This window comes from Streptomyces sp. NPDC038707 (assembly GCF_040636485.1).
Lineage (GTDB): Bacteria > Actinomycetota > Actinomycetes > Streptomycetales > Streptomycetaceae > Streptomyces.
In genome coordinates this window covers 39,478-55,110 of record NZ_JBEZUP010000006.1, presented here as the reverse complement: position 1 = coordinate 55,110, position 15,633 = coordinate 39,478, and the positions used below count along the sequence as shown (strand labels likewise).

Below are 15,633 nucleotides of genomic sequence, written 5' to 3'. Positions count from 1 at the left end.
ACCACGGCACACCCGCAGGCGGCGGCGAACCGGAACTACCCCCCGCCCTTCCGCACCACCACCCGGTACCCGTTGCAGAACCGTGTCCGCCGGAACAGCGGAGCGCCCCCGTGGTCCAGGGCCGAGGCCAGCGCCAGCGCCGGCGCGGCGGCCAGCTGGACCGCCGGGTGGGCGTGGACCAGGGACAGGGCGACGGCCGCCGAGAGGTCGTAGGGGAGGTGCGCGGCCTTGCGGTCCACGACGAGGACCGCGCAGCCCAGCCCGGCCAGTTCCGCGCACAGGTTGGCCCGCGGCACCAGGTGCAGATGGCGCGGCTGCCCGTAGGGGAGCCACCACCGGCCCAGCAGCGCGGCGAACAGGCAGGCGGGGTCCGGGACTTCGACGACCAGGTGGCCGCCGGGACGCAGCACGGTCAGCGCGGCGCGGAGTTCGGCGCGCGGGTCGGGGGCGTGCTCCAGATGGTGGAACATGGTGACCACGTCGTAGCGGGCGCGCAGCCGGGCCGCCATCCCGGGGGTCGTCAGATAGCCCCGGTGCGCCTCCTCCACCCGGCCCTCCAGCAGCGCCTGTTCGACCCGGGCCGTGGGGTCGAGCCCGTCGAAGCTGGTGTACGGGAAGAACTCCTTCGCCGCCTCGGGGAAGCGGGCGTGCCCGGTGCCGACGTCCAGCCAGCTCTCCGGTTCGCCGAGCGCCGACAGACGCCAGGCGGCGGCCCGGTGCCGGCGCCGGACCGCGCGGGGGGACAGGAGCCGGCCGGCGAACTCCTCCAGCTGTCTCTCGTAGGAGTCCCGGCGGAAGAAGGCGAGCCCCTCCGCGCTCAGCCGGGGGTTCTGGAAGGCGTGGCCGCAGTCGCCGCACGCGTCGAGGGTGAAGGTGCCCCCGCGGTGGCGCAGCGGGTCGGGGGCGCGCAGCCGGGTCCGCAGTCCCCGGGAACCGCACCAGGGGCAGTCCTCGCGGCGCGGCTCCTGGAAGGGGTCGTAGGGGGTGGTGAACTGCGGGGTGAGGGGCGAGGTCGGCATGGGCGGCTCCCTGTGCGACATTCCGCGGCAAAGCGGAACGTATGGGATGCCGATCCCCGGTGCAAAGACATCGTGGCGGTGTGGTGCCGATGTGGCGCGGAACCGTGCGCGGCCGGGCGGTACTGTTCGGCGAATGAGCAGCCTTGAACTGGACGACTTCACCGATCTGATCGAGCGCCCGGACGGGGGCGTACGCCGTGACGCCGAGGCCCTGCGGGAGCGCCGGATCGTGCCGCCCGGGGCCCTGGGCCGCCTCGACGAGCTGGGCGAGTGGCTGGCCGCCGCCCGGGGCGAGGTGCCGGTACGGCCGGTCGAACGGCCGCGGGTGGTGCTCTTCGCCGGTGACCACGGCGTGGCCGGGCTGGGCGTCTCCGCGCGGCCCGCGGGCGGCGCGGAACAGCTGGTGCGGGCGGTGCTGGAGGGCGCGAGCCCGGTGTCCGTGCTCGCCCGCCGGCTGGAGGTGCCGGTCCGGGTCGTGGACATGGCACTGGACTGCCCGCCGGAGGCGTTCCCGGCGGACGTGGTGCGGCACCGGGTGCGGCGCGGCAGCGGCCGTATCGACATCGAGGACGCGCTCACCGTGGAGGAGGCCGAGGCCGCGCTGCGGGCCGGGGTCGCGGTCGCCGACGAGGAGGCCGACTCGGGGACCGATCTGGTGGTGCTCGGCGATGTCAGCGTGGGCGGGACCACGCCCGCGGCGGTGCTGATCGCCGCGCTGTGCGGCACCGACGCGTCGGTGGTGACCGGGCGCGGCGGGCTCGCGATCGACGACCTGACGTGGATGCGCAAGTGCGCGGCGATCCGGGACGCGCTCCGGCGGGCCCGGCCGGTGCTCGGGGACCAGCTCCGGCTGCTGGCGGCCGTGGGCGGGGCGGATCTCGCGGCGATGACCGGGTTCCTGCTGCAGTGCGCGGTCCGCAGGCTGCCGGTGATCCTGGACGGGGTGGTGGCCACCGCGTGCGCGCTGGTCGCCCAGCGGATCGCGTTCCGGGCGCCGGACTGGTGGCTGGCCGGGCACGCGAGCGGGGAGCCGGGGCAGGCCAAGGCGCTGGACCGGATGGCCCTGGAGCCGCTGCTGGAGCAGGGCGTGCGGGTCGGTGAGGGCGTGGGCGCGCTGCTGGCGCTGCCGCTGGTCCGGGCCGCCGCCGCGCTGGCCGCCGAGCTTCCCGAGAAGGAGCCGGCGGAGCTTGCCGAGAACGAGGCGGCGGAGCTTGCCGGGAACGAGGCGGCGGAGAAGGAACAATCCGTGGACTGATGCCACAGGGGGGCGAAAAGTGCGATATGCGGCAATCACAGCCATATGATCCTCCCTTATGGAAGATGCCCGGATTGCCGCGGTGCGGCGACTGAGGGTGCGGTGGGCCGCCGGGGCTTCCCGGCGGGCCGCCACCTGCGCCGTCTGGTACCTGCGGACCGTCGCGTTCGTCAACTTCCTCAGCGCGGTGTGGGTCTCGCTCGGCCAGGACGTGCGCCGGCACAACCAGGATGACTTCTTCACGCCGTACCTGCTGACGGCCGGCTTCGCCTCCGGCGTCTTCACCGCCTTCCTGGCCGTCACCACGCGCCGCCGCAAACGGGCCGCGTGGATCCTGAACCTGGTGCTGAGCGGGCTGTTGCTGACCCTGCTCGCGTTCGCCATGACCTTCCCGGAGATCCGGCGCCACCCGCAGAACTGGGTCTCCCTGGCGCTGACGGCCGCCTTCGTGGGCGCGCTGCTCGTCGGCCGCCGGGAGTTCTACGCCAAGGGCGACCGGTCCAACCCCCGGCTCGCGGCGACCGTGGCCGTCGGCGGCGGCCTGGCCGCGAGCCTGCTGGCCGGACTGCTCGTGACGGTCACCAACCAGGCACCGGACGCGGCCCGCTCGACGTTCCCGGAGCGCTGGTACTACGGCACGCTGCGGCTGGTGTCCGTGGCGGCCGAGGAGTCCCGCTTCCCCGGCGTCGACCCGCCCAACTGGGCGAACGTGGCGGTGAACGTGCTCAGCACCGCGCTGCTGCTCGCCGTGGCGTACGCCGCCTTCCGCTCCCGGCGGGCCGTCGACCCGCTCACCGAGGACGACGAGAAGCGGCTGCGGGAGCTGCTGGAGCGGCACGGTGACCGGGACTCGCTCGGCTACTTCGCGCTGCGCCGGGAGAAGAGCGTGGTGTGGTCACCGACCGGGAAGGCCGCCGTCGCCTACCGCGTGGTGGGCGGGGTGAGCCTGGCGTCCGGGGATCCGCTCGGTGACCCGGAGGCCTGGCCGGGGGCGATCGTGCCGTGGCTGGCCGAGGCGCGGGCGCACGGCTGGATCCCGGCGGTGATGGGCGCGAGCGAGGAGGCCGGGACGGTCTACGCCCGGCACGGCCTGGACGCGCTGGAACTCGGGGACGAGGCGGTCGTGGAGGTCGACGGGTTCACGCTGGAGGGGCGGGCCATGCGCACCGTGCGGCAGGCGTACAACCGGGTGCGGCGGGCCGGGTACCGGGTGCGCGTCCGGCGCCACGAGGACATTCCGGCGCACGAGATGGCGTACCTCGTCGAGCGCGCCGACGACTGGCGGGACGGCGCGACCGAGCGCGGCTTCAGCATGGCGCTGGGCCGGCTCGGGGACCCCCGTGACGGCCGGTGCGTGATGCTGGAGTGCGTGGACGCCGAGGGGCGGCTGCGGGCGCTGCTGTCCTTCGTGCCGTGGGGCCCGCACGGGCTGTCGCTGGATCTGATGCGGCGCGACCGGGACACCGGCGGTCCGGCGAACGGGCTGATGGAGTTCATGGTCATCGAGCTGCTGCGGCGCGCCCGCGAGATCGGGATCACGCAGGTCTCGCTCAACTTCGCCATGTTCCGCTCGGTCTTCGAACGTGGCGCGCGCCTCGGTGCCGGACCGGTGCTGAGGCTGTGGCGGTCGCTGCTCGGCTTCTTCTCCCGCTGGTGGCAGATCGAGTCGCTGTACCGCGCCAACGCCAAGTACCGGCCCGTCTGGGAACCGCGGTTCCTGCTCTTCGAGAAGAGCGCGGACCTGCCGCGCATCGGCCTCGCCTCGGCCCGCGCGGAGGGGTTCCTGGAGGCGCCGGGGCTGCCCGGGCGGCACCGCGGGCAGCTGCGGACGCACCGATGACCGTACGGGGATGAGGAGCACATGAGGGGAACGCTCGCCCGCTGGGCCCGAGCCGAGTGGGGCCCGCTGTACGCCGCCGTGCGCGGCCCGCTGCGCCGAAGGGGACCGGCGGCGCTGCCCCTGACCGGGGCCGCGGTGGGCCTGACGGCGCTGCTCCAGTACGTGCAGAACCAGCCGTGGGGATACCCGCTGGTGCAGGACCTGGGCGCCGTACGGGCCGACGACGCGCTCGGGCCGGCCCTGCTGCGCACCCCGCTGTCCCTGTTCGTGCCCGCGCCGGACCTGCCGGTGTGGGGGGCGCTGGCGCAGATCCTGCTGGTGTTCGGGATCGCCGAGCTGTGCCTGGGCCGGTGGCGGACGCTGACCCTCGCCTACGCCGCCACGCTCGCCGGGACCCTGTACGCGCGCCTCGGCGTCCTCCTCGGCGCGCACGCCCCGTTCGGCCTGCCGTGGACCGACGCGCAGGTGGTGGACACCGGTCCGTCGGCGGCGGTCGTGGGGCTCGCGGTGTACGTGGGCTGGCGGTACGGCGCCTACGCGACGGCGGGCGCGGTGACCGTGGCGATGGTCGCCGAGGTGCTGCTGAAGGAGAACCTGGCGGGCAAGGAGCACCTGGCCGCGCTCACCGTGGTGGGCCTGCTGTGCCTGCTGGCCGCCCTGCGCGACCGGCACCCGCCCCGCCCGGACCGCGTACCGTCCGCCTGGCCCGGAGGAGGCCCGGGCCTACCGGCGGGCCGCCCCTGAGCCCGCCCGCCCCGCCCCACCCCACCCCGGAACACCGGACGACCGGAACCGGCCGAGAACCACGCCCCCACCGCCCAGCTGGAGCCCGCCCTGCCCGGTCCCGGAACGCCGGAGGACCGGAAATGGCCGAGCACCACGCCCCCCACCTCCCGGCCGGAGCCCGCCCCACCCCGCCCCGGGAAGACCGGATGACCCGGGCCGGACGACGGATCCACGGCCCGGCCCTCCGGGCCCCGGCTCGGAGGCCGCCCCGCCCCTCCCCCGGACGCCGGACGGCCGGACGACCGGAACCGGCCGAGGGACACACCAGCCACCCCGCCCCCGGAGGGCCGGGCGGCGGACGCACCGGCCGGCGGCCCAGGCCCGGAGCCCGGAGCCCGCCCCGCCCGCATCCGGAACGCCGGGCGGCTGCCGGTGCCGGCCCGACGGCCGTTCGCCGGCCGGAAGCCCCCGGGGAACCGGAACCGCATGCCCGGGTGCCCAGGGGGTCCGGAACCGACCGGTACCCTGCGCCGGTGTTCACGTCCTCCTCTCCCTCTCCCTCCTCTCCCCCGTCCCCGTCGTCCTCCGTGTCCGACGGTCTGCGGTTCGCGTTCGGCACGCTCACCGTGCTGCCCGTACGGGTGCGCCGCTGGGACCGGGCGGCGGCGCGCGGCGGGATGCTGTGCGCCCCGGTGGCCGGGCTGGTCGTGGGCGGGGGCGCGGCCGGACTCGGCCTGCTGCTGCTCGTCCTCGGCGCCGGTCCGCTGCTCGCCGCGGTCGCCTCGGTCGCCGTACCGGCCGCGCTGACCCGGGGGCTGCACCTGGACGGGCTGGCCGACACCGCCGACGGGCTGGGCAGCGGCAAGCCCGCCGAGGACGCGCTGCGCATCATGAAGCAGTCGGACATCGGGCCGTTCGGGGTGCTCACCCTCGTCCTGGCCGTGCTGGCCCAGGTGGCCGTGCTGGCCCAGCTCTACGGCGCCTCCTGGACGCGGGGCGCCCTCGCGGCCGTGGTCTCGGCGGTCGCGGCCCGGCTGGCGCTCACCCTGGCCGCCCGCGCCGGGGTGCCGGCCGCCCGCCCGGAGGGGCTGGGGGCGGCGGTGGCCGGAGTGGTGCCGGGGCCCGCCGCGCTGGGCGCCGCGGCCGGGGTGACGGCGGCGGCCGGGGCGGCGGGCGCCTGCCTCGGCGGCTACGACGGCGTCCGTACCGCCCTCGCGGTGGCCGCCGCCCTCGTGGTCGCCGACCTGCTGCTGCGGCGCTGCGTCCGCCGGTTCGGCGGAGTGACCGGGGACGTGTTCGGCGCGCTCGCGGAGACGGCGGCGACGACCGCGCTCGTGGTCCTCGCGCTGGGCCGCTGAGGCCTGTCGCCACACGCGGGGAACCACCCGAAGGAATGATCGAACGCACCCACCCGCGTACTCTCGTCCCGGGTGTTCGCCGACAGGGTGAAGGCCCCGGTTGCCACCTGTCCCCAGGCCTGGACCTAGGGTCGGCTCTCGGGCCCGGTCGACCCACCCCATTTCGGCCACTGCAACTTCACACGGAAGCGAGAATTCACCACCGTGACTGCTCTGACTCTCAGCACCGCCGCGGCGCCCGGCCTGCGGGCCGACGCGATCGTGATCGGTGTCGCCAAGGGCGCCCAGGGGCCCGTCGTCGCGCCGGGCGCCGAGGCCGTGGACAAGGCGTACGACGGCAAGCTGGCCGGCGTCCTGGAGACCCTCGGCGCCTCGGGTGCCGAGGGCGAGCTGACGAAGCTGCCCGCGCCGGCCGGCTTCAAGGCCCCGCTCGTGGTGGCGGTGGGCCTGGGCGCGGCCCCCTCGGGCGACGACGCCGGCTTCGGCGCCGAGGCGCTGCGCCAGGCCGCCGGTGTGGCCGCCCGCGCGCTCACCGGCGCCAAGAAGGCCGCGTTCGCGCTGCCCGTCGACGGCCCCGGCGCGCTCGGTGCCATCGGCGAGGGCGTGCTGCTCGGCGCCTACTCCTTCGACGTCTACAAGAGCGGCGCCCAGGACGCGAAGAAGGCCAAGGCCAGGAACGGCAAGGCCCCGCTGGGCGAGGCCGCGCTGCTCGGCGGCAAGCCGCGCGACGCCGCCCACAAGGGCGCGCTCGCCCGCGCGGTCGCGGTCTGCGAGGAGCTGAACCGCGCCCGCGACCTGGTCAACACCCCGCCGAACGACCTCACCCCCGCCGCCTTCGCCGCCCTCGCGCAGACCGCGGCCAAGGAGCACGGCATCAAGGTGCAGGTGCTCGACGACAAGGCGCTGGCCAAGGGCGGCTACGGCGGCATCCTCGGCGTCGGCGGCGGCTCGGCGGCCACCCCGCGCCTGGTCAAGCTGTCGTACAAGCACCCGAAGGCGGACAAGCACCTGGCCTTCGTCGGCAAGGGCATCACCTACGACTCGGGCGGCATCTCGCTCAAGCCGGCCGGTCACAACGAGACGATGAAGTGCGACATGAGCGGTGCCGCCGCCGTGTTCGCCGCGGTCGTCGCCGCCGCCCGGCTCGGCCTCCAGGTCGAGGTCACCGGCTGGCTGGCGCTGGCCGAGAACATGCCGTCCGGCTCCGCCGTCCGCCCGGGCGACGTGCTGCGCATGTACAGCGGCAAGACGGTCGAGGTGCTCAACACCGACGCCGAGGGCCGGCTGGTGCTCGCCGACGCGCTGTGGGCGGCCTCGCAGGAGAACCCGGACGCCATCGTGGACGTCGCCACGCTGACCGGCGCGATGATGCTGGCGCTCGGCAGCCGGACGTTCGGTGTCATGGCCAACGACGACGCCTTCCGCACCGCGGTGCACGAGGCGGCCGAGGAGGTCGGCGAGCCGGCCTGGCCGATGCCGCTGCCGGAGCACCTGCGCAAGGGCATGGACTCCCCGGTGGCCGACATCGCGAACATGGGCGAGCGCTGGGGCGGCGGGCTGGTGGCCGGTCTGTTCCTGCGCGAGTTCGTGGGCGAGGGCATCGCCTGGGCGCACCTGGACATCGCCGGGCCGGCGTTCAACGAGGGCGGCCCGTTCGGGTACACCCCGAAGGGCGGCACGGGGTCCGCGGTGCGGACGCTGGTCCGGCTGGCCGAGCTCACGGCCGAGGGCGACCTGGGCTGACGCCCGCCCGGGAGTTCGACCCGCTCCTCGTGCGACGGCTCCGTGGCGCGGGCGCCCGATGCGCCCCGTCACGGAGCCGTACGCACATCGAACGCGCGTACTGCTCCCCTGTTCGTCACCAGTGAACGTGGGACGTCTCACACACCGGCCCGGCGTCTCGATCTCGTCCGACAAGTGCAAAGATGGAGCCCGGCAGGACAGGGCCCCCACCGAAGGGCCGAAGCATCAAGCGGCCGGACACCAGCCGCCTGCCGGTCATCGCCGACCGGCGCACGGCGCACATGCATGGAGGACGTGACGTGGCGAACGACGCCAGCACCGTTTTCGACCTAGTGATCCTCGGCGGTGGTAGCGGTGGTTACGCCGCGGCCCTGCGCGGGGCTCAGCTGGGCCTGGACGTCGCCCTGATCGAGAAGGACAAGGTCGGCGGCACCTGCCTGCACAAGGGTTGCATCCCCACCAAGGCTCTGCTGCACGCGGGCGAGGTCGCCGACCAGGCCCGCGAGAGCGAGCAGTTCGGCGTCAAGGCCTCCTTCGAGGGCATCGACGTCCCGGCGGTCCACAAGTACAAGGACGAGGTCATCTCGGGCCTGTACAAGGGTCTGCAGGGTCTGATCGCCTCGCGCAAGGTGACGTACATCGAGGGCGAGGGCCGGCTGTCCTCCCCCACCTCCGTCGACGTGAACGGCCAGCGCGTCCAGGGCCGCCACATCCTGCTGGCGACCGGCTCCGTGCCGAAGTCCCTGCCGGGCCTGGAGATCGACGGCAACCGCGTCATCTCCTCCGACCACGCCCTGGTCCTGGACCGCGTGCCGAAGTCCGCCATCATCCTGGGCGGCGGCGTCATCGGCGTCGAGTTCGCCTCGGCGTGGAAGTCCTTCGGTGCCGACGTCACGATCATCGAGGGCATGAAGCACCTCGTCCCGGTCGAGGACGAGAACTCCTCCAAGCTTCTCGAGCGCGCCTTCCGCAAGCGCGGCATCAAGTTCAACCTGGGCACGTTCTTCCAGAAGGCCGAGTACACCCAGGACGGTGTGAAGGTCACCCTGGCGGACGGCAAGGAGTTCGAGGCCGAGCTGCTGCTCGTCGCCGTCGGCCGCGGCCCGGTCTCCCAGGGCCTCGGCTACGAGGAGCAGGGCATCGCGACGGACCGCGGCTACGTGCTCGTCGACGAGTACATGCGCACCAACGTCCCGACCGTCTCCGCCGTCGGTGACCTGGTCCCGACCCTCCAGCTCGCGCACGTCGGCTTCGCCGAGGGCATCCTGGTGGCGGAGCGCCTGGCCGGTCTGAAGGTCGTCCCGATCGACTACGACGGTGTTCCGCGGGTGACGTACTGCCACCCGGAGGTCGCCTCCGTCGGCATCACGGAGGCCAAGGCCAAGGAGGTCTACGGCGCGGACAAGGTCGTCTCCATCAAGTTCCCGCTCGGCGGCAACGGCAAGAGCCGGATCCTGAAGACCGCGGGCGAGATCAAGCTCGTCCAGGTCAAGGACGGTGCCGTGGTCGGCGTCCACATGGTGGGCGACCGCATGGGCGAGCAGGTCGGCGAGGCGCAGCTGATCTACAACTGGGAGGCGCTGCCGTCCGAGGTGGCCCAGCTCATCCACGCCCACCCGACGCAGAACGAGGCGCTCGGCGAGGCCCACCTGGCCCTGGCCGGCAAGCCCCTCCACATGCACGACTGACGCCTTCCGTCTTCGGGCGCGACGACCACAGACTTCCGCAATTCGTTAGGAGCAACCGAAACCATGGCGGTTTCCGTAACCCTTCCGGCGCTCGGCGAGAGCGTCACCGAGGGCACTGTCACCCGCTGGCTGAAGGCCGAGGGCGAGCGCGTCGAGGCCGACGAGCCGCTGCTCGAGGTCTCGACGGACAAGGTCGACACCGAGATCCCCGCCCCCGCCTCGGGCATCCTGGCCTCCATCAAGGTGGCCGAGGACGAGACGGTCGAGGTCGGCGCCGAGCTGGCCCTCATCGACGACGGCACGGGTGCGCCCGCCGCCGCTCCGGCCCCCGCCGCCGAGGCCGCCCCGGCCCCGGCCGAGGCTCCGGCCCCCGCCGCCGAGCCGGCCCCCGCCCCGGCCGCCGAGGCTCCGGCCCCGGCTCCGGCGCCCGCCGCCGAGGCCGCCCCGGCCGGTGGCGCCGAGGGCACCGACGTGGTCCTGCCCGCGCTGGGCGAGTCCGTCACCGAGGGCACCGTGACCCGCTGGCTGAAGTCGGTCGGCGAGACCGTCGAGGCCGACGAGCCGCTGCTCGAGGTCTCCACGGACAAGGTCGACACCGAGATCCCCGCCCCCGCCTCGGGTGTGCTGCTGGAGATCGTGGTCGGCGAGGACGAGACGGCCGAGGTCGGCGCCAAGCTCGCCGTCATCGGTGCCCCGGGTGCCGCTCCGGCTCCCGCCGCCGAGGCCGCCCCGGCCGCCCCCGCGGCTGCCCCGGCTCCGGCCCCCGCCCCGGCGCCCGCGCCCGCCCCGGCGCCTGCTCCGGCTCCGGCTCCCGCCGCCGAGGCCCCGGCCCCCGCGCCGGCCCCGGCCCCCGCCCCGGCTCCTGCTCCGGCTCCGGCTCCGGTCACCCCGGCCACCGCGCCGACCTCGCCGACCGCCACCCAGGCGACCGACGAGGGCGCGTACGTGACCCCGCTGGTGCGCAAGCTCGCCGCCGAGAACGGCGTCGACCTGGCCACCGTCAAGGGCACGGGCGTCGGCGGCCGGATCCGCAAGCAGGACGTCCTCGCCGCCGCCGAGGCCGCGAAGGCCCCCGCCGCCGCTGCCCCGGCGCCCGCCGCGGCCGCCCCGGCCGCCGCCGCGAAGAAGGCCCCGGCGCTCGAGGCCTCCCCGCTGCGCGGCCAGACCGTCAAGATGCCCCGCATCCGCAAGGTCATCGGCGACAACATGGTCAAGGCGCTGCGCGAGCAGGCGCAGCTGTCGTCGGTCGTCGAGGTCGACGTCACCCGCCTGATGAAGCTGCGCGCCCGGGCGAAGGACTCCTTCGCGGCCCGCGAGGGCGTCAAGCTCTCCCCGATGCCGTTCTTCGTCAAGGCCGCCGCGCAGGCGCTGAAGGCCCACCCGGTCATCAACGCCAAGATCAACGAGGCCGAGGGGACCATCACCTACTTCGACACCGAGCACATCGGTATCGCGGTGGACTCCGAGAAGGGCCTGATGACCCCGGTCATCAAGTACGCCGGCGACCTGAACATCGCGGGCATCGCCAAGGCCACGGCGGAGCTGGCGGGCAAGGTCCGCGCCAACAAGATCACCCCGGACGAGCTGTCCGGCGGGACCTTCACCATCTCCAACACCGGTTCGCGCGGCGCGCTGTTCGACACGATCATCGTGCCGCCGGGCCAGGTCGCGATCCTCGGCATCGGTGCCACGGTCAAGCGTCCGGCCGTCATCGAGACCGAGGAGGGCACGGTCATCGGCGTCCGCGACATGACCTACCTGACCCTCTCCTACGACCACCGCCTGGTCGACGGCGCCGACGCGGCCCGTTACCTGACGACGGTCAAGGCGATCCTGGAGGCGGGCGAGTTCGAGGTCGAGCTGGGCCTCTGACGCCCTGACCGGCAGTACGGCCATGCGACACCCCGTCCGGAGTTTTTCCGGGCGGGGTGTTCGTGTTTGTCCGGGTGCGCAGCGTGTAAGGCTCGTCTCACCTGCGGCAAAGCGCCCCCGCGCGCCCTCCCCGCGGACTGAAGCAGCCGTATTGTCTAAGCGTCAAAGCCCCCGGGGGCCGCAGGACGGCCCCTCCCTAAGGAGCCCTCATGACCGCGCCCGTCGTCCACTCGCTGCGCGAGCAGATCCGCGAGCACATCGTGGAGGGGATCGTCAGCGGGCGCTGGCAGCCGGGCGAGCGGATCGTGGAGCGCCGGATCGCGACCGAGCTGGAGGTCAGCCAGACCCCGGTGCGGGAGGCGCTGCGCGAGCTGGAGTCGCTGCGGCTGATCGAGTCGGCCCCGAACAAGGGCGTACGCGTCCGCAATCTGACCGCCGCCGACCTGGAGGAGAGCTACCCGGTCCGGGCGGGTCTGGAGGCCATCGCGGCCGAGCTGGCGGCGGAGCGGCTGGCGGAGGACTGCTCGGCGCTGGAACCGCACGTCACGGCCCTGTACGAGGCCGACCGGGAGGCCGACGGCACGGCCCAGGTACGGCACACGGTCGGCTTCCACCGGGAGCTGGTGCGGGCCGCGCGGAACTCGGTGCTGCTGCACACGTGGGAAGGGCTGGGCATCGAGGTCTTCACGGCGCTGTCGATCCGCTGGCTGGGCACGGTGCAGCAGTCGTACGCGGAGGAGCACGAGGAGCTGGTGCAGGCGTTCAAGCGCCGTGACCCGCGGATCGCGGAGCTGGTGAAGGCGCATGTGCTGGGGTGCGCCCCGCGCGCCTGACCCAGTCGAGCACACCCTCGCTCACCTGCGAAAACCCCTCTCCCAGGCGGCACCGGGTGCCCATTTCGAAGGCACCGGGTGCCGACTTTCTCGGAATCGAGACTTTTTCGACCTCAACCCTTTGATCGATCATCGATCAGAGAGTTACAGTCGCCGACGGACTTCCACCGAAGTCCGCTGCCCTGTCCTGCCAAAGACCTAGGGCACCCCCGAACCCTTGACGATGAGGGAACCCCCTTCGACTGAGGAAGGCGGCGACATGACCGACCCCAACGCCATCCAGCCGAGCGCGCTCGACCAGCTCCCGGACCGCGACCCGGAGGAGACCGCCGAATGGCAGGCCTCCCTGGACGCCGTGGCCAGGGAGGCCGGACCGCACCGCGCCGCGTACCTGATGCGCCGCACGCTGGAGCGCGCCGAGGCGGGCGGCATCGCGCTGCCGAAGCTCCTCGAGACGGACTACGTCAACACCATCCCCACCTCCGCGGAGCCGGCCCTGCCCGGTGACCCGGAGCTGGAGGCCCGGATCACCGCGTGGAACCGCTGGAACGCGGCGGCGATGGTGACCCGCGGCGCCAAGCACGGCGTCGGCGGCCACATCGCGACCTTCGCCTCGGCCGCCTGGCTGTACGAGACCGGCTTCAACCACTTCTTCAAGGGCAAGGAGGGCGACGGCTCCGGCGACCAGCTGTACATCCAGGGCCACGCCTCCCCCGGCATCTACGCCCGCGCCTTCCTCGACGGCCGGCTGTCCGAGCAGCACCTGGACAACTTCCGGCAGGAGGCCGCCGGCAACGGCCTGCCCTCCTACCCGCACCCGCGCCGGCTGCCCTGGCTGTGGGAGTTCCCCACGGTCTCCATGGGTCTCGGCCCGCTGTCGGCGATCTACCAGGCGCGGTTCAACCGCTACCTGACCAACCGCGGCATCAAGGACGTCTCCGCCTCCCACGTCTGGGCCTTCCTGGGCGACGGCGAGATGGACGAGCCGGAGTCCACGGCCGCCCTCGCGCTGGCCTCGCGCGAGCAGCTGGACAACCTCACGTTCGTCATCAACTGCAACCTCCAGCGCCTGGACGGCCCGGTCCGCGCCAACTTCAAGATCGTGCAGGAGCTGGAGGCCCAGTTCCGCGGCGCCGGCTGGAACGTGATCAAGACGCTGTGGGGCACGGCCTGGGACGAGCTGTTCGCCCTGGACACCACGGGCGCGCTGGTCCGCCGGCTGCGCGAGGTGCCGGACGCGCAGGTCCAGACGTACCAGACCCGCGACGCCGCCTACATCCGCGAGGACTTCTTCGGCAAGGACCCGGCGCTGGCCGAGATGGCCAAGCTGCTGAGCGACGACAAGATCCTCGAGTGTTTCCACGTCTCGCGCGGTGGTCACGAGGCGAGCAAGGTCTACGCCGCGTACAAGGCCGCCGTCGAGCACAAGGGCGCGCCGACCGTGATCCTGGCCCAGACGGTCAAGGGCCACACCCTCGGCGAGGGCTTCGCGTCGAAGAACGCCAACCACCAGATGAAGAAGCTCTCGGTGGACGAGTTCAAGGCGATGCGCGACCGGCTCGACCTGCCGATCAAGGACAGCGACTTCGTCGACGGCGTGGTGCCCTACGGCCACCCGGGCACCGACTCCCCCGAGGTGCGCTACCTCCAGGAGCGCCGCGCGGCCCTCGGCGGCCCGGCCCCGGCCCGCCGTACCCACGCGATCCCCGCGCTGCCGGCCCCGGCCGAGAAGGCGTTCGCCTCCTTCGACAAGGGCTCCGGCTCCCAGAACGTGGCCACCACCATGGCCTTCGTCCGCCTGGTCAAGGACCTCGTCCGCGACAAGGAGACGGGCAAGCGCTGGGTGCCGATCGTCCCGGACGAGGCGCGCACCTTCGGCATGGAGAGCCTCTTCCCGTCGCTCGGCATCTACTCGCCCAAGGGCCAGACGTACGAGCCGGTCGACCGTGACCAGCTGATGTACTACAAGGAGGCCGAGAACGGCCAGATCCTCAACGAGGGGATCACCGAGGCCGGTTCGATGGCCGACTTCATCGCCGCTTCGACGTCGTACGCGACGCACGGCGAGGCAATGATCCCGTTCTACATCTTCTACTCGATGTTCGGCTGGCAGCGCACGGCCGACCAGATGTGGCAGCTCGGCGACCAGCTCGGCCGCGGCTTCCTGGTCGGCGCGACGGCGGGCCGCACCACCCTGACGGGCGAGGGCCTCCAGCACGCCGACGGCCACTCCCCGGTGATCGCCGCGACCAACCCGGCCGCGCTGTCGTACGACCCCGCGTTCGCCTACGAGATCGCGGTGATCGTCCGTGAGGGTCTGCGCCGGATGTACGGCGAGGCCAAGCCGGGCGAGGACCAGAACGTCTTCTACTACCTGACGGTCTACAACGAGCCGCTGCCGCAGCCGGCCAAGCCGCAGGGCCTCGGCATCGACGAGGGCATCGTCAAGGGCCTGTACCGCTTCAACACGGCGGAGTCGGCGGGCATCGCCGTCGCGGCGGGCGCCCCGCGCATCCAGCTGCTGGGCTCGGGCACGGCGATCCACTGGGCCCTTGCGGCGCAGAAGCTGCTGGCCGAGGAGTGGGGCGTGGCCGCGGACGTGTGGTCCGCGACCTCCTGGACCGAGCTGCGCCGGGACGCGCTGGAGGCCGACGCGGCGCTGCTGCGCGGCGAGGACCGGGTGCCGTACGTCCGCCAGGCCCTCCAGGGCGCCGAGGGCCCGGTGCTCGCGGTGTCCGACTACATGCGCCAGGTACCGGACCAGATCGCGCAGTGGGTCGAGCAGGACTGGTCCTCGCTGGGCGCCGACGGCTTCGGTCTGTCGGACACCCGTGAGGCCGCCCGCCGCCACTTCGGCGTCGACGCCGAGTCGATCGTCGTGGCCGCCCTCGCCCAGCTCGCCCGCCGCGGCGAGGTCAAGGCGACGGCCGTCAAGGAGGCCCGGGAGAAGTACGGCCTGTAAAAGGGCCGACGGGAAGTGACGGCCGGCCCGGCACCGCCGGGCCGCGCCGTCGCGGCCGGACGCCATGACGGCCGAGCGCCGTCGCGGCGGACAGGAGGGCGCGCACCTTCGCGGGTGCGGGCGCCTTCCCGTCCGCCGCGTTTCCTTTTCCGGCCCGCCACGTCTCCTTTTCCGGCCCGCCGCCCCCCGCGTCCCGCTCTCCTTCCCGACGCCACGGCCTGGGGCCCGGTGGACACGGCCGCCCGCCTCTCCGGCCCGGACGGCGATCCGCCCGCGCCGCTGCCTGGCCGTCCCCTGCCGACGTGACGGCCCGCGGTCCGCGCGGTAACCGGCCGGG

The 15,633-nt window shown here is 73.7% G+C and carries 10 protein-coding genes; 9 read left to right on the top strand and 1 reads right to left on the bottom strand.

The genetic code is table 11. The features are described from left to right. Positions 1 to 35 precede the first annotated feature (35 nt). On the bottom strand, positions 36 to 1,019 hold the full coding sequence (locus AB0E62_RS10710) for a class I SAM-dependent methyltransferase (RefSeq protein WP_362190883.1): 984 nt from the start codon (positions 1,017 to 1,019) through the stop codon (positions 36 to 38). A gap of 133 nt (positions 1,020 to 1,152) precedes the next feature. Here AB0E62_RS10710 and cobT point away from each other — a divergent pair, with 133 nt between their 5' ends. The 9 genes from cobT (at position 1,153) to aceE (ending at position 15,296) form a co-directional block, all read left to right on the top strand. Further along, entirely contained in the window at positions 1,153 to 2,274 is a 1,122-nt protein-coding gene (gene cobT / locus AB0E62_RS10705) for a nicotinate-nucleotide--dimethylbenzimidazole phosphoribosyltransferase (RefSeq protein WP_362190881.1), read from the top strand. Positions 2,275 to 2,332: 58 nt separating this feature from the next. After that, entirely contained in the window at positions 2,333 to 4,114 is a 1,782-nt protein-coding gene (locus AB0E62_RS10700) for a phosphatidylglycerol lysyltransferase domain-containing protein (RefSeq protein WP_362190879.1), read from the top strand. A gap of 21 nt (positions 4,115 to 4,135) precedes the next feature. Beyond that, positions 4,136 to 4,858: a hypothetical protein gene (locus tag AB0E62_RS10695; RefSeq protein ID WP_362190877.1), complete on the top strand. Its 723-nt coding sequence runs from the start codon at positions 4,136 to 4,138 to the stop codon at positions 4,856 to 4,858. A gap of 569 nt (positions 4,859 to 5,427) precedes the next feature. Next, a complete protein-coding gene (locus AB0E62_RS10690; RefSeq protein WP_362190875.1) occupies positions 5,428 to 6,198 on the top strand; it encodes an adenosylcobinamide-GDP ribazoletransferase in 771 nt (256 codons plus the stop codon). Between the two features lie 204 nt (positions 6,199 to 6,402). After that, positions 6,403 to 7,941, top strand: a complete 1,539-nt coding sequence (locus AB0E62_RS10685) for a leucyl aminopeptidase (protein WP_362190873.1) — start codon at positions 6,403 to 6,405, stop codon at positions 7,939 to 7,941. 299 nt (positions 7,942 to 8,240) lie between these two features. Next, positions 8,241 to 9,629 (top strand): dihydrolipoyl dehydrogenase, encoded by a 1,389-nt coding sequence (gene lpdA, locus AB0E62_RS10680; RefSeq protein WP_362190871.1) that lies wholly within the window; start codon positions 8,241 to 8,243, stop codon positions 9,627 to 9,629. Positions 9,630 to 9,692: 63 nt separating this feature from the next. Then, positions 9,693 to 11,501 carry a 2-oxoglutarate dehydrogenase, E2 component, dihydrolipoamide succinyltransferase gene (gene sucB, locus AB0E62_RS10675; RefSeq protein ID WP_362190869.1) on the top strand — a complete coding sequence of 603 codons (1,809 nt, stop codon included), beginning with the start codon at positions 9,693 to 9,695 and terminating at the stop codon, positions 11,499 to 11,501. A 209-nt stretch (positions 11,502 to 11,710) separates the two neighbouring features. Then, positions 11,711 to 12,334: a GntR family transcriptional regulator gene (locus tag AB0E62_RS10670; protein ID WP_362190867.1), complete on the top strand. Its 624-nt coding sequence runs from the start codon at positions 11,711 to 11,713 to the stop codon at positions 12,332 to 12,334. A gap of 259 nt (positions 12,335 to 12,593) precedes the next feature. Further along, positions 12,594 to 15,296: a pyruvate dehydrogenase (acetyl-transferring), homodimeric type gene (gene aceE / locus AB0E62_RS10665; protein WP_362190865.1), complete on the top strand. Its 2,703-nt coding sequence runs from the start codon at positions 12,594 to 12,596 to the stop codon at positions 15,294 to 15,296. Positions 15,297 to 15,633 lie beyond the last annotated feature (337 nt).